This window comes from Streptomyces yangpuensis (genome assembly GCF_001005295.1).
In the GTDB taxonomy this organism is placed as follows: Bacteria; Actinomycetota; Actinomycetes; order Streptomycetales; family Streptomycetaceae; genus Streptomyces; species Streptomyces yangpuensis.
On the sequence record NZ_LBMK01000006.1, the window covers coordinates 37,203 to 51,643 of the forward strand.

14 protein-coding genes are annotated in these 14,441 nt (G+C 74.7%); 6 read left to right on the forward strand and 8 right to left on the reverse strand.

The genetic code is table 11. The annotated features are described in order from the left end of the window. Positions 1-104 precede the first annotated feature (104 nt). The 5 genes from AAT21_RS26645 to AAT21_RS26665 all read left to right on the forward strand — a co-directional run bounded on the left by AAT21_RS26645 (position 105) and on the right by AAT21_RS26665 (position 5,873). Positions 105-1,127, forward strand: a complete 1,023-nt coding sequence (locus AAT21_RS26645) for a 3-oxoacyl-ACP synthase III family protein (RefSeq protein WP_046779494.1) — start codon at positions 105-107, stop codon at positions 1,125-1,127. Further along, on the forward strand, positions 1,124-1,867 hold the full coding sequence (locus AAT21_RS26650) for a glycosyltransferase family 2 protein (RefSeq protein WP_235439230.1): 744 nt from the start codon (positions 1,124-1,126) through the stop codon (positions 1,865-1,867). The genes AAT21_RS26645 and AAT21_RS26650 overlap by 4 nt, the downstream gene beginning before the upstream one ends. Then, positions 1,867-3,348: an AMP-binding protein gene (locus AAT21_RS26655; RefSeq protein WP_046779495.1), complete on the forward strand. Its 1,482-nt coding sequence runs from the start codon at positions 1,867-1,869 to the stop codon at positions 3,346-3,348. Before AAT21_RS26650 ends, AAT21_RS26655 begins: the two co-directional genes overlap by 1 nt. Before the next feature lie 363 nt (positions 3,349-3,711). After that, a complete protein-coding gene (locus tag AAT21_RS26660; protein WP_046779496.1) occupies positions 3,712-4,917 on the forward strand; it encodes a cytochrome P450 family protein in 1,206 nt (401 codons plus the stop codon). Next, a complete protein-coding gene (locus AAT21_RS26665) occupies positions 4,914-5,873 on the forward strand; it encodes an NAD-dependent epimerase/dehydratase family protein (RefSeq protein ID WP_079026000.1) in 960 nt (319 codons plus the stop codon). The genes AAT21_RS26660 and AAT21_RS26665 overlap by 4 nt, the downstream gene beginning before the upstream one ends. On the opposite strand, the gene AAT21_RS26670 is transcribed toward AAT21_RS26665, so the two are convergent. The 8 genes from AAT21_RS26670 to AAT21_RS26705 all read right to left on the reverse strand — a co-directional run bounded on the left by AAT21_RS26670 (position 5,830) and on the right by AAT21_RS26705 (position 13,265). Further along, positions 5,830-6,441 (reverse strand): GTP-binding protein, encoded by a 612-nt coding sequence (locus AAT21_RS26670; protein WP_046779497.1) that lies wholly within the window; start codon positions 6,439-6,441, stop codon positions 5,830-5,832. The genes AAT21_RS26665 and AAT21_RS26670 overlap by 44 nt on opposite strands. Then, entirely contained in the window at positions 6,428-6,802 is a 375-nt protein-coding gene (locus tag AAT21_RS26675; protein ID WP_046779498.1) for a DUF742 domain-containing protein, read from the reverse strand. The genes AAT21_RS26670 and AAT21_RS26675 overlap by 14 nt, the downstream gene beginning before the upstream one ends. Further along, positions 6,802-7,221, reverse strand: coding sequence for a roadblock/LC7 domain-containing protein (locus AAT21_RS26680; RefSeq protein ID WP_030960438.1), 420 nt, complete (start codon positions 7,219-7,221; stop codon positions 6,802-6,804). The genes AAT21_RS26675 and AAT21_RS26680 overlap by 1 nt, the downstream gene beginning before the upstream one ends. After that, a complete protein-coding gene (locus tag AAT21_RS26685; protein WP_046779499.1) occupies positions 7,218-9,632 on the reverse strand; it encodes a sensor histidine kinase in 2,415 nt (804 codons plus the stop codon). The genes AAT21_RS26680 and AAT21_RS26685 overlap by 4 nt, the downstream gene beginning before the upstream one ends. Positions 9,633-9,949: 317 nt before the next feature. Then, positions 9,950-10,363, reverse strand: coding sequence for a peptide-methionine (R)-S-oxide reductase MsrB (msrB, locus tag AAT21_RS26690; protein ID WP_046779500.1), 414 nt, complete (start codon positions 10,361-10,363; stop codon positions 9,950-9,952). 23 nt (positions 10,364-10,386) lie between these two features. Next, positions 10,387-11,784 (reverse strand): UDP-N-acetylmuramate--L-alanine ligase, encoded by a 1,398-nt coding sequence (gene murC, locus AAT21_RS26695; RefSeq protein WP_046779501.1) that lies wholly within the window; start codon positions 11,782-11,784, stop codon positions 10,387-10,389. 94 nt (positions 11,785-11,878) lie between these two features. Continuing rightward, positions 11,879-12,346, reverse strand: coding sequence for a hypothetical protein (locus tag AAT21_RS26700; protein ID WP_046779502.1), 468 nt, complete (start codon positions 12,344-12,346; stop codon positions 11,879-11,881). 136 nt (positions 12,347-12,482) lie between these two features. Further along, positions 12,483-13,265, reverse strand: a complete 783-nt coding sequence (locus AAT21_RS26705; protein WP_046779503.1) for a pyrimidine reductase family protein — start codon at positions 13,263-13,265, stop codon at positions 12,483-12,485. Between the two features lie 84 nt (positions 13,266-13,349). On the opposite strand from AAT21_RS26705, the gene zapE reads away from it, so the two are divergent. Next, positions 13,350-14,405: a cell division protein ZapE gene (gene zapE / locus AAT21_RS26710; RefSeq protein WP_412180345.1), complete on the forward strand. Its 1,056-nt coding sequence runs from the start codon at positions 13,350-13,352 to the stop codon at positions 14,403-14,405. Positions 14,406-14,441: the final 36 nt, after the last annotated feature.

Consider the following 14,441-nt stretch of genomic DNA (forward strand, 5'->3'; position numbering starts at 1 on the left):
GGCCGGAATACGGCGTTCCTACTCATCCGGGCCGTGCACCGGACCCCGGCGAACTGAGCATCCGTACTCAGGCCCGGACGCACCCGCCTTGCCATCGTGGGGACATGTTCATCGAGCCGTGTGACCCGCCGCGCAGCGCCGGGCCGACCGCCGTCGGCAGCTTCCTGCCCGACGAGGCACTCTCCTCGGAGGCCCTCCAGGCGGAGGTGGCGCGCCGCAGTGGCCTGACGCTGCCGCCGAGGCTGCTGACGCAGGCCACCGGGATCGTCTCCCGCCGTGTCGCGGGCGAGGGCGTGTACGCCTCCACGCTCGCCGTGGGCGCCGCCCGCCGGGCACTGGAATCCGCCTCCCTCTCCCCGCTCGACATCGACCTGCTGCTCTTCGCCTCCGCCTCCCGCGACATGGTCGAGCCCGCGACCGCGCACATCGTGCAGGCACAACTGGGCTCGCGGGCCCACGCCCTGGACGTCACCAACGCCTGCAACAGCTTCGTGAACGGCATCGACCTCGCCCGGTCCATGATCCTCGCGGGCCGGGCCCGGCGGGCCCTGGTGGTCACCGGCGAGACCCCGAGCCGGGCGGTGCGCAAGGACCCGTCCGGACTCGCGGAGCTGCGCGACGGGTTCGCCGGCTACACCTTCGGCGACGCGGGCGCGGCCGTCGTGGTGGAGGCCGTGGACCGGGGCGGCATCCTCCACGTGGACACCGAGACCCACTCGGAGCACTGGGAGGTCGGCGGCATACCCGGCGGCGGTTCGCGGCACCCGCGCGGGGACGCCTACACCTATTTCCGCGGCGACGGGCACGAACTGCGCGGCGTCTTCGAGAAGGTGGGCACCGCCGTCATCGACCGGACGCTGCACCGCACGGGGATGGGCTGGGACGGCTTCGCCAAGGTCCTCGTCCACCAGGTGACGGTCCCCTACCTGGAGCGGTTCGCCGAACTGACCGGGGTGCCCGCCGACAAGCTGGTGGTGACCGTGCCGGAGCTCGGCAACATCGCGAGCGCGAGCATCGGCGTACAGCTGGACCGCGTCTTCCCCGCACTGGCGCCGGGCGAACGGGTGCTGTTCGTCGGCCTGGGCGGCGGCATCAGCATCATGACGATGGTCTGGGAGAAGTCGTGAGCCGCCTGTGGGTCGTGGTGCCCGCGCACGAGGAGGAGGCCCGGCTCGCGGACACCCTGCGGGCGCTCGCCGCGCAGCGCGACCGGGACTTCACCCTTCTCGTCGTCGACAACGCCTCGGCGGACGGCACCGGGTCCGTCGCCCGGGAGTTCGCGGCGTCCGCGCCCTTCCCGGTGGAGGTGATAGAGGAACCCGAGAAGGGGGTCGGCTCCGCCGTGGACACCGGCTTCCGGTACGCGATCGGCCGCGGCGCGGCCCTCCTCGCCCGCACCGACGCCGACTGCCTGCCCCGGCCCGGCTGGACGGGCGCCGCGCGGACCGCGCTCACCCGCCGCCCCGGGCTCGTGTGCGGGCGGATCACGGCCCGCCGCGACGAGCACGGCCCGCTGGGCCGGGCCGGGTTCGGCGTGCTGGTGGCGCTCGCGGCGCTGTTCGGCCGGCTGCGGCCGCGGCACGCCCGCCGCCACGGCTACCGTGCGCCGTACCGCATGCACGCCGGGAACAACATGGCGATCACCGCCGAGCTGTACCTGGCCGTCGGCGGGATGCCACGGCGCCCCTCCCCGACCGACCGCCTCTTCCTCAACGCCGTACGCCGCCACACCGACCGGATCGTCCACTGCCGGGAGATGGTCGTGGAGAACTCGACACGGCGCCTGCGGGCCTACGGGCTCGCCGGCACCGCCCGCTGGTACCTGGACCAGGGCAGCGGGAAGCACGGAACGGACGACCCCCGCTGATGCTGGACCGACTCGACCACGCCCTGCGCACCACCCGCCCCGAGCGGCCCGCCGTGCTCACCGCGACGCGTACCGGGGCACCCCGGGTGCGCGCCACCCGCGGCGAACTTGCCGAACTGGCCGCTGCGTTCGCCGCCGCCCTGCACGCGCGCGGGCTGCGCGCCGGGGACACCGTCGGCGTCGCGGTGCGCCCGGGCCCGCGGGCCCTCGCCGTCCTGCTCGCGCTGTGGCGGCTCGGACTGCGCGGGGCCGTCCTGGACCCGGGCGCCGGGCCCGACGTCCTGCGCGCCCGCCTCGCGCTGGCGCGGCCCGCGCTGGTCCTCGCCGACGCCGCCGCGCAGGCGGTGGCGGGCTGGGCCCGGCCGCTGGCCCGCCGGGCCGGGCTCGCGCTGCCCGGCCTGGCCGGCCTCGGGCCGGTGGCCACGGTCGGGCCCCGGCTGCCGGGGTGCGCGCCCGCGCTGGACCTGGGGGCGCCCCGGGTGGGTGTGCCGGCCCGGACCGCCGTGGACGGCGACGCCGACGCGGTGATCGTGTTCACCTCCGGGACCACCTCCCGGCCGCGGGCCGTAGTGCACACGCGGGCGAGCCTGTCGGCCGGCATGGACACGGTCTCCTCCCTGTTCGACGCCCCCGGGGACGAGCCGGTGCTCGGCGGCACCTTCTTCGTCCTCGTGCCCGCACTGACCCGGGGCGCCCCCGTGGCCCTGCCGGCCACAAGTACCCGTCTGCTGGCACGGCAGTTGGCGGGGCTGCGGCCCTGCGACACCTATCTGACCCCGCCGCGGCTGCGGGACGCGCTGGGGGCCGGCGCCCGCTTCCACGGCCGGGTGTGGACGGGGTCGGCGCCGGCCGGCGCCGGACTGCTGGAACGCGTACGGGACGCGGGCGCGGCCGAGGCCTGGGGCGTGTACGCGCTCACCGAGCTGTTCCCCGCCGCGGCGGTCGAGTCCCGCGAGAAGTCCGCCTTCGACGCGGCCGGGGACCTGGTCGGGGCCCCGCTGCCGGGCGTACGGGCCGAACGGGACGAGGCGGGACAGCTGCTGCTGGCCGGGCCGGCGGCCCGCCACCGCTACCTCGGGGAGGAGCCCGACCCGTGGGTGCGTACGGGCGACCGGGCGCGGCTGGACGGCACGGGCCGCATCGTCCTGGAAGGCCGGTGCAAGGACATGGTGCTGCGCCGGGCCGAGAACATCTACCCCGGCCTGTACGAGCCCGCCCTGCACGTGCCGGGGGTGGAGCTGGCCGTGCTCGTCGGGATCCCGGCGGACGACGGCGACGAACGCCTCGTCGCCGTCGTACAGCCGCAGCGCGGCGCGGACGAACCGGCCCTGCGCGCGGCCCTGTCGGAGCCGGTCTCCCGCATGGGCACGGCCCGCCCGGACGAGGTCCTCCTGGCCCGGATCCCCCTGTCGGGGCGCTCCCGCAAACCGGACCGCGCGGCCACGTCCGCCCTGGCAGCCCGCCGCCTGTCCCGGCCATGACGCGGGGCCGGGCGTGGCCCGGTGCAAGCCCGGGGCCGGGCGTGGCCCAGTGCGGGGCCGGGGCCGGGCATGGCCCGCGCCCGGCGGTGGCCCGATGCGAGCCCGGCGCGGCCCGGTACGAGCCCCAGGCGGGGGCGCGGTGCGGGCCTGGCACCGGCCCTTGCCCTGGCCCTGGCGGGGCCGTACCGGCAGCGGCCCCCATCCCGGCCTGGGACTCAGCCGCCGGGCCGAATCCTGGCCGCCAGGCCGGAACCGGGCCGCCGGACTAGGAACTGCGGCGCGTGGCCGCTGCCGACCTCCGACCTTCCGCCCCCCGCAGTCCCTTCCTTCCCCCGCCCACCCGTCCCAGGAGGTACGTCCTCGATGAACCCCACGTCCCATGCCCAGGCGCGGCGCCGCGACCGCCGGGTCTACCTGGGCGGGCACCCCCTGCTGTTCGGGCTGCTCGCCGCGACGCGCGGACGGCCCGTCCGCCGGATCGGCGGCACCCTGCTGGTGCACGGGGCCGAGGCCTACCGGGAGGCCCTGACCCGGCTGCCCCTCGACCGGACGGCGGCCGGCACCACGGGCGGCGCGGCGCGCTCCGCGCTGGCGGGCGAGGGCGGCGTGCTCTTCGATCAGGAGGGCGGCGGGCACCGGGCCGGCCGGCGGGACCTCGCGGCCGGCCTCGGCGCGGCCGGCGTGGAGGAGCTGCGGGCGCGGTGGCAGCCCCTGCTCGCGGCCCGCCTCGCGCCGCTCGCCGCGGGCCGGGAGGTGGACCTCGTCGAGCTGGCCCGGGAACTGTCGGGGACGGTGGTGTGCGCCCTGCTGGGCTCCGGCGCCGACCCGTGCGAGGTCGCGCGGGCCGCCGCCGAGGCGGCGGCCGCCTCCGTGCGCAGCCACCTGCCCGGCCCGCGCCGCCCGCGCGCGGAGGCCGCCGCGGTCCGGGCCGCCGCCCGGCTGCGGGACCTGCTGGCCCCGCCGGGGGCACCGGCCGGTGGGCCCGTCGGCCCTCAGGACGGCTCGGTGGCGTCCGGTGCGCGCGCCGGCGAGGCGGCGGAGAACGGCGGTGCGGCGGACCGGCCGGGCCCCGCCGACGGCGCGTCGGCCGCGATGGTGGCGGTGGCCGCCGTGAACACCACCGTGGCCGCGCTGCCGCGGGCCGTGGCCTGGTGCGCCGACGCCGGACTGTGGGACCAGGCCGCCGACGAGGCGCTGCGCCCGGCGCTGGCGGCCGAGTTGCTGCGGGTCACGGCGGCCTCGCCGCTGCTGCCGCGGGTGGCCGCCGCGGACGGCACGGTCGGCGGCTGCCCGGTGCGGGGCGGTGACCGGCTGCTGCTGGTCGCCCGGCACGCGGCGGACGCGCACCGCCGCGACCCGGACGCCCGTCGGCCCGCGGAACCGGCGCGGTCCCGGCTGGTGTTCGGGGTGGGGGCGCACGCGTGTCCCGGGGCCCGGCTGGCCTCCGTCCAGCTGGCCGACGTACTGGCGGCGCTGGCCCCGCACCGGCCGGTGGTGACGCGGGCCCGGGTGGACCGGGGTGCGGCGCTGCCGGGCTGGCGGACGCTGTGCGTACGGGCGGCGTCATGATCGCGGTCACGGGCGCGAGCGGCTTCTGCGGCGGGCACGTGGCGCGCGCCGCCGCCGCGGCCGGTGCGCGCGTGGTGGGCCTGGGGCGCAGGCCGGGCCCGGTGGGCGCGCACCGGTTCTGGGACGCGGCCTCCGGCGACCCGGACCTCACCGGGGTGGACATCGTCGTGCACTGCGCGGCGGCGGTCGGCGACCCCTCCCCCGGTTCCGCGGCGGAGGCCCTGATGCACGAGGTCAACGTCGTCGGCACCGAGCGGCTGATGCGGGCCGCCGCGGGCCGGCCGGTGGTGTGGGTGAGCAGCGCCAGTGTCTACGACCCGCGGCTCGACCGCTCGCTGGTCGGCGAGGACCATCCGCGCGCCGGCCAGCTGAACGCCTACGGCCGTACGAAGGCGGCGGGCGAGGCCCTGGCGCTGGCCGCCGGGGCGGTGGTGCTGCGCCCGCGGGCCGTGTACGGGCCGGGCGACACCACGCTGCTGCCCCGGCTGCTGTCCCGGGTCCGCGCGGGCACCCTGCTGCTGCCGGGCCCGGACGTGCGGCTGAGCCTGACGGCCGTGGAGAACCTGGCGGAGGCCTGCCTCGCGGCCGCGGCCTGGCCGCCGGGGGCGTACAACGTCGCCGACGGCGAGCCGTACGAACGTGACGCCGCGGTCCGCTCGGTGCTGGACGCGCACGGCGTCCGGGCCCGCATCCGGCACCTGCCGCTGCGGCTGGCCCGTACGGCGGCCCGGGTCGCGGAGGCCCTGCCGACCGCCGAACCGGCCCTCAGCCGCTACGCGGTGGACCAGCTGGCGCACCCGGTGGTCCTGGACCTGACCCGCGCCCGCTCCCGGGGCTGGAGCCCGCACCGCACCCTGGCGGACCACCTGGCGGACGCCCGGCCGGGCGGGAGCGAGGGCGGTGGCCGGGTGGTCAGCCGGGGACGGCCGTGGGGGTCTGCTCCGCACGGTCGATGAGGACGTCGAGGAGGGCGAGCAGGGAGGCGCGGACGTCCGTGCGGGAGCGGGCGTCGAGCATCAGGACGGGGGTGCCCGGGTCGCGCAGGTGCAGGGCCGCCGCGATCTCCTCGGCGGTGTAGGGCTGTTCGCCGTGGAAGCAGTTCGCGCCGACGACGAAGGGCAGGCCTCGGCTCTCGAAGAAGTCGACGGCCGGGAAGCTGCGGTCGAGGCGCCGCGTGTCGACCAGCACGATCGCCCCGAGGGCGCCGTTCAGGAGGTCGTCCCACATGAACCAGAAGCGTTCCTGGCCCGGTGTGCCGAACAGGTAGAGGACGACTCCGGCGTCGGTGAGGGTGATCCGGCCGAAGTCCATCGCCACGGTGGTGAGGGTCTTGGACTCGATGCCCGCGAGGTCGTCGACGCCGACGCCCGCGGCCGTCAGCCGCTCCTCCGTCCGCAGCGGCTCGATCTCGGAGATCGTCTCCACCAGGGTGGTCTTGCCGACCCCGAATCCACCGGCGACGAGGATCTTGACCGGGTCCGGTTCCCCGGAGTCGGGCGGGGCGGGCGTGTCATATCCGGGCAAGGTTGTCCCTGATTCTCATGAGCAGGTTGACGTCGGTGGTGTCGGAGGCCGCCAGCGGCGGCCGGTGGGTGATCAGCCCGCGTTCGGCGAGTTCGCCGAGGAGCAGCGTCATCGGGGTGAGGCGGATGTTCATCCGCGCCGCTATCTCCGCGACCGCCCGCCCGCCCGGCGGCGCGCACATGACGAGGATCTCCTGCCACTCGGTGGGGAGTGCCCCGTGCGCGTCGCCGGCGACCGCCGCCGTGATGGTGGTGTCCATGGTCAGGACGGTGTGCGCAGCGGCCGTACGGCCGTCGGTGAGGGCGTACAGCCGCGTACGGCGGCGGCTTGCGGGCTGCGGCTGCGACTCGTCCTGCGGCATTACTGGTTCGGCACCTGGCCGCGCTCGGGGGTGCCCAGCCATTCGCCGAGCGCCTGCGCAGTACGGACGGCCTCGCCGCCGAGCTCGCCGAGGCGCGCCTTGCGGGAGGTCACCACGATGAGGGTGCTGCCCTCGCCGCAGCCGACGATGCAGAGGTATCTGTCGTCCATCTCGACGAGCTGGCGGATGACGCGGCCGCCGTCGATCTCGCGGGATATCGCCTTCATCGTGGAGGCGATACCGGAGGCGGCTGCCGCCATGCGCTCGGCCTGGGGCTGGTCCAGCAGGTAGGCGCTGAGCCGGATGCCGTCGTTGGACAGCAGCACGGCTCCCTGGATGCCGGCGATTCTGCTCAGGTTGTTGTCGAGGACGCTGTAGATCGCGTCGTTGGATGCTGCGGTGTTCGATGAGGTGGTCATGGCTGATCCCGTCGGAGCTCTTCTTCCACTGTCTGGGTCCCCTGTTCGTAGTCCGCCCAGGCGTCGGCGACCTCTTCGGGGGTCGCGGTGTCCTGGGGAACCCGTGTTTCCGGCGCGCGGGGCGCGCGCAGTTGGTCGGCTATGTGGGTCTGCGGGACCCGCTCGGGGAGGGCCGGCCGCGTGGGGGCGGCCGCCGGGGCCGGCCGGGCCGCGGGTACGGCGGCGGCCGCGGGCCGGGGCGCCTTGGTACGCCGGCTGGGCAGTCCGGCGCTGGTGTGCGCGACCGCCTCGGGCTCGGCGTCCGGCTCGGGCTCGGTGTCCGGCTCCTGCTCCTGCTCCTGCTCCGGCTCGCGCTCCCGCTCGGGCTCCTCGGCGGTGGCCGGCCCGGGCTCCGACGGAGCGGGCACGGCCGCGGCGGCGGCCGGCTCGGTGGCCGGGGCCGGGAGCGCGGGTTCGCGGCGGGCCGGCTCGCGCGGGGTCTCCCCCTCGGTCGGCAGCAGCAGCTCGGCCGGCAGGACCACCACCGCGCAGGTGCCCCCGTACACGGAGCGGCGCAGGGTGACCGTGGCGCCGAGCTGGTCGGCGAGGTGGCCCACGACGAAGAGGCCGAGGCGGTGCGCGTTCTGTGCGAGCACCGAGTACGGCGGGGCCTGGTGCAGGCGCCCGTTCATCTCCTCGTACCGCTCGGGGCTCACCCGCGGCCCGCGGTCCTCGATCTCGACGGTCAGCCCGTCCGCGACCAGTTCGGCCCGGATGACCACCTTGGACTTCGGCGGGGAGAACCGGGTGGCGTTGTCGAGCAGCTCGGCCAGCAGGTGGCTGATCTGGCTGATGACGCTCGGCTCCACGCTGGTCTCGTCGAGGGCCTGCCGTTCGATGCGCCGGAAGTCCTCGACCTCGGCGGCGGCTTCGCGCAGCAGGTCGGCGACGCGCATGGGCTCGGTGTGCGGGTCGGGGACCTCGCCGCCCGCGAGGATGAGGAGGTTCTCGATCTGGCGTCGCATGCCGACCGTCAGCTGGTCGGACCGCATCAACTGGGCGAGCAGCGCCTCGTCGTGGCCGAAGGTGTCCTGGAGGTCCTCGGTGAGGCTGAGCTGGCGGCTGACGAGGTTCCCGGTGCGCGAGGCGATACCCGAGGCGAACAGGCCGAAGCCGTGGCGTTCGGCGGCCAGTCTGCGGTGTCCGTCGACCGACACGGAGACGGCCCGGGCGAACGCGTCGCTGATGCGCCCGACCTCGTCCCGGTCGCCGGTGACGGACGGCAGGGCCTCGGGGTCCACGGTCTGTCCGCGTTCCAGCCGCGCGACGACGTCGGGGAGGGTCTCCTCGGCCACGGTGACCGTGCGTTCGTGCAGTTCGCGCAGGCGGCGCAGGACGGACCGGGTGGTGAACACGACCACGACGACGACGGCCAGCAGCCCGCCGCCGCTCCCGGCTATCAGCCAGGCGACCTCGGCCTGCAGTTCCGCGGCCTTGGCCTCGCCGCGGGCGAGGACCGAACGGGCCAGGTCGATGTTGAGGGTGGTCATCTGCACGGAGAAGTTGGCGTGCGCGGACTTCCAGCCGCCGACCTCGGCGGGCACCTTGATGCCGGCGACGGTGTCCTTGTGCCCGGAGAGGACCGCGTTCTCGATGCGCGTCTTCGCCTGCCAGTCCTCGGAGCCGACGACCCGTTCGTAGAACCGCTCGTCCCGCTCCGTCAGGTGCGGGACGATCAGCGCCTCGTGGAGGTAGCGCTGGGCGCCCAGGGAACTGACGAACTGGTCGTAGCCGACGAAGCTGAGTTCCCCGGACGGTCCGGCGAGGGCCAGGACAGTGTCCTCACGGGCCACCATCTCGGTGGCCTGGAGCATCGACACGACGGGGCGGCTCGCCTGGGCGAGTTCGGCGTCCTCCGCGTGGCTGAACTCCTGCTGGTAGACCTGGATGACCTTTCCGATCACATCGGAGTAGTAGGCCAGGGTGCTGTCGGCGCCGCCGCTGCGGGTGTCCGCGCGCTGGCGGTACGCGGGCAGTCGGTCGAGCTGCCGGGTCACCTCGGTGAAGGACCTCGACGGATCGTCCGCGAGGCGGCGGAACTCGGCCGCGGCCGTGTCCGTGGCGGCGCGGCGTATGCGCAGTTCGGCCTCGGCCCCGTCGGTGCCCGCCCACTGGGCCGCGGTCGCCGTCCGTTCCTCCTGCATGTCGACCAGGAGCGTGTAGAGCGGTGCGCCGACCCGCTCGGCGGCCTCCACGTCGGCCCGCAGCCGCGCCGACTGCTCCAGCAACCGTTCGGCGGTCACCGTGACTTGGGTGCCCATCGCCACGGTGGGAACCACGGCCAGCCAGATCAGGAGGGTGCGCAGGCGCACGTTGCGCCACCGACGCGTCGTCGACTGCCCTCTTACGCCTTCGGGTTCTATGGGAGACATCGGTCCTCGGGGGCGGGGGGCGGCTGGGGACGTCAGGGGTGGCCGAACGGCCGGACCGGGCACGGGACTGCGGAGGGGACGACCGCAACGGGTGTGGTCGTGACGGGATGTGAGGGGCCGATCATAACCAGACAGACGGAAGAAACGGATAGGTGTCTTCACAGGCCGAACGTGCTATCTCCGTGGGATCGCCCCAGGCCAGAGACCGGATCGGAATCGAACCGCGACGTCCCCGACATCATCCCCGTCCGGTTCCGGACACGACGAGGCCCTCCCGGCCCGCAGGGGGCCGGGAGGGCCTGTCGGTGTCCTGAGGGTCAGCCCGCGTCGGAGGCCGGGGTCAGGCGCAGCGAGATGCTGTTGATGCAGTACCGCTGGTCCGTGGGCGTCGGGTAGCCCTCGCCCTCGAAGACGTGGCCCAGGTGGGAGCCGCACGTCGCGCAGCGGACCTCGGTGCGGACCATGCCGTGCGAGGTGTCGGCGAGCAGCTCGACGGCGTCTGTGTCCTTCGGGTCGAAGAAGGACGGCCAGCCGCAGTGCGAGTCGAACTTCTCCGAGGAACGGAACAGCTCGGCCCCGCAGCCGCGACAGGAGTAGACGCCCTCCGTCTTGGTGTCGGTGTACTCACCGCGGAAGGCCGGCTCGGTGCCGGCGAGACGCAGCACCTGGTATTCGGACGGGGTCAGCTCCGCCTGCCACTGCTCGTCCGTCTTCTCGACCTCATACGACATGACTCTCCCGCTCCCTCGTTCCGTCAGCTCGACAGGCGGGCGAGGATGGCCGGACCGAGGTCCGTGACGTCGCCCGCGCCCATGGTGAGAACGAGATCTCCGGGCTTGGCCATTCCCGCGATGACGTCGGCGACGGCCGTCTTGTCGTGCTCGGCGGTGACGTCCGCGCCCTCGGCCCGGGCGGCCGCGATGATGATCTCGCTGGTGACGCCGGGGACCGGGTCCTCGCGGGCGGGGTAGATGTCCAGGACGACGGAGGCGTCGGCGAGGGCGAGGGCCTGGCCCATCTCCTTGCCCAGCTCCTGGGTGCGGGAGAAGAGGTGCGGCTGGAAGACGACCAGGATGCGGGAGTCGCCGGCGGCTCCGCGGATGGCCTCCAGGTCGGCGTTCATCTCGGTCGGGTGGTGCGCGTAGGAGTCGATGACCTGGACGCCGGCGGCCTCGCCCTTGAGCTGGAGGCGGCGCTTGACTCCGGTGTACTTGCCGAGCGCGGAGGCCAGGTTGTGCGCGGGGATGCCGAGGGCCACGCCCGCGGCGAGGGCGGCGACCGCGTTGTGGGCGTAGTGGCGGCCGGGGACGGAGACGGTGAAGGTGAGCATCCGGCCGTCCAGGACCACGGTGACCTCGCTGGTCAGACCACGCGGGGTGATCTTGGTGATCCGGATGTCGGCATCCTCCTCCTCGCCGTACGTGACGACGGTGAGGCCCTCGCGGCCCGCGACGCGGCGGGCGATCTCGGCGGCGCCCTCCTGGCCGTGGGCGACGACCAGGGTGCCGCCGGGCACGATCTTGCCGACGAAGGTCTCGAAGGACTCGTGGATCTCGTCGATCGACGCGTAGTTCGCGTGGTGGTCGAGTTCCGCGTTGAGGATGATCGCGACCTGCGGGGTGTACTTGTGGAAGGACCGGTCGCTCTCGTCGGCCTCGGCCACGAAGATGTCGCCCTCGCCGTGGTGGGCGTTGGAGCCCGGGGCGTCGAGGTCGCCGCCGATGGCGTAGGAGGGGTCCAGGCCCAGGGCCGAGAGGGAGACCGCCAGCATCGAGGTGGTGGTGGTCTTGCCGTGGGTGCCGGCGACGGCGATCGGACGCAGCCGGTCCATCAGGGCGGCGAGGGCGTCGGAGCGGTGCACGACGGGGATGCCGAGCTCGGCGGCGCGGGCCAGCTCGGGGTTGTCGGCGCGGATGGCGCTGGAGACGACCACGCAGGTGGAGTCGGGGGCGAGGTTGTCGGCCGCGTGTCCGCCGTGGACGGTGACGCCGTGGGCGCGCAGGGCCTCGGCGGTCTCGGAGTCGCCGCGGGCGTCGCTGCCGGCGACCTTCCCCCCGCGCTGGGCCAGGATCTTCGCGATGCCGGACATGCCGGCGCCGCCGATGCCGATGAAGTGGGGCCGTTCCATGGCGGTCGGCAGGCCGGGCTTCATTCAGGTCGCTCCAGGATCGAGTGCGGTGCTTGTGTGCGTCGGGCGCTGGGACCCGGTCGGGCGCTGGGGCCCAGCCGGGCGCTGGGGCCCAAGCCTATTCGTTGTGGGCGAAGAGCTTGAGCACGGGAACGCCGACCTTGTGGCGCGCCCGCGAGGCCCAGTCCCGGTGGAAGAACTCCTCCACGAAGTGCGGCGAGGTCAGGACGATCACCTCGTCGGCGCCGGTCTCGTCCACGACGGACTGCAGTTTGTCGAGCGGGTGCTTCTCGACGATCTGCCCGACGGCCTTGGCGCCCTTCTGTCGCAGGGCGTTCAGGGAGTGCGCGAGGGCCTGCGCGGCGGGGCCGAGCGCGTCCTCGCCCTCGGGTTCGTCGCCCTCACGGATGGCCTCCGGGAGCTCACCGAGCGCGACGTCGTCGATGGCGCGCAGCAGTCGGTCCTGGTCGCCCCGGGGTTGCATGAGGACGACGAAGGAGACCGGGTCGTCTCCGTGGAGGCTGGTGACGAAGTCCACGTCCACCGTGGTCAGCGGCTGCTCGATCATCAATACGCTCGTGAACACGGACGCCCTCTCCTTCATGGGCCCGAGGCCGGTCGGCCGGCCCCTGCGGAAACCATCCTGCCCCGCTGTCGCACGGGGCCTGCGCAGGTATATGTGCCCAGCGGAAGCAAAGCGGAACGGGAAATTCCGCCCCTTGTCAGATCCGACGGTAGCTCGTGAACAGGAACCCGGCCTCCTCCAGTACGCAGGCGGGCGCGAGCCGGTGCGGAACCGTGACGGAAGGCCCTCCGGCGATGCGCTGGGCGCCGCCCGCCGTGAGCGTCGGGGAGATCGTCAGGCACAGCTCGTCCAGTACGTCGGCGGCCACGAACTGGCCCAGCAGCCGGGGCCCGCCCTCGGTGAGCTGACGGCGCAGCCCCCGCCCGGCGAGCTCCCGTACGGCCCGGGCCACGTCGACGGAGGCCCCGTCACCGGCCACCACCACCTCGGCCCCGGCCGCCCGGGCCTCGGCCACCCGGCCGGCGGGTGCTGCGGCGCCGGTGACCACCAGGGTCGGCACCAGCGGGGAGGTGAACAGGGGCAGCGAGAAGTCCAGGTCCATGGCGGCGGTGATCACGGCGATGGCGGGGGCCGGGCCCTGCCCGGCGGCGGCGCGGCGGGCGGCGAACGCCTCCCGGGCGCGGGCCGGGCGGTAGCCCTCCTGGCGAACCGTTTCCGCGCCGACAACCACCACGTCGGCCAGCGCCCGCAGGGTGCCGAAGATCCGCATGTCGGTCTCGCCGGAGATGGGCTGGGAGCGGCCGTCGTGCTGGGCGGCGCCGTCCAGGGTGGAGACCATGTTGGCCCGCAGCCAGTGGCCGTCCGCCGCCAGGGCGGGGTAGGCGTAGGCGTCCGCGAGCTCGTCGAGCGACCACTCCCGGTCCGCCCCGTCCTGGCTCCGGGCTGGTGTCTGATCGGTCACAGGGAACAGGCGTCGCATCGGTGCAGTGTGCCACGCCCCGTAGAGTTAAGGGCTGTGTCGACATCACTCTCCACCTCCGGTTCCCTCTCCGGTCGGCCCCCGATAGCCGACGCCGGGCCGCAGGCCCTGTGCGCGCGGGAGCCGCGGGTTCCCGCCGAACGGCTGGTGGCCGAGATGGTGCCGCCGCCGCGGTTCGACTCCGTCCGCTTCGACACGTACAACCCGGACCCGGCCCAGCCGAGCCAGGCCGAGGCGGTCACCGTGCTGAGCGGCTTCGCCGCGGGCCTCGGCGGGGCGCACGCGAGCGGCGCCGGGAAGAGGCGCTGGTTCTCGAAGAAGCCCGCGGCCCCCGCCGCGCCGCGCGGGGTCTACCTCGACGGCGGCTACGGCGTCGGCAAGACCCACCTGCTCGCCTCCCTGTGGCACGCCACCCCGGCCGAGCCCGCGCTCAAGGCCTTCGGCACCTTCGTGGAGCTCACGAACCTGGTGGGCGCGCTCGGCTTCCAGCAGACCGTGCAGACCCTGGGCGGGCACCGGCTGCTGTGCATCGACGAGTTCGAACTGGACGACCCGGGCGACACCGTGCTGGTGTCCTCGCTGCTCAGCCGCCTCGTGGAGCAGGGTGTGGCGCTGGCCGCCACCTCCAACACGCTGCCCGGCAAGCTCGGCGAGGGCCGCTTCGCCGCCGCGGACTTCCTGCGGGAGATCCAGGGGCTGTCGGCGCACTTCCGGCCGCTGCGGATCGACGGCCAGGACTACCGCCACCGCGGCCTGCCGGAGGCCCCGGCGCCGTTCTCCGACGAGCAGGTCGCCAAGGCCGCGTACGCGACCGAGGGCGCGAGCCTGGACGACTTCCCCGGGCTGCTGGAACACCTGGCCCGGGTCCACCCGAGCCGCTACGGCGCGCTGACCGACTCGATCACGGCGGTCTGCCTGACCGACGTCGGCCCGGTGCCGGACCAGTCCACCGCGCTGCGGCTGGTGGTCCTGGCCGACCGGCTGTACGACCGTGAGGTCCCGGTCCTGGCCTCCGGTGTCCCCTTCGACAAGCTGTTCAGCGAGGAGATGCTGAACGGCGGTTACCGGAAGAAGTACTTCCGCGCCATATCGCGGCTCACCGCGCTGGCGCGCGACGCGAAACCCCTGGTGTCCCAGTAGGTTTGGGAAGGCCGGGCCCCCTCTCGGGAGCCCGGC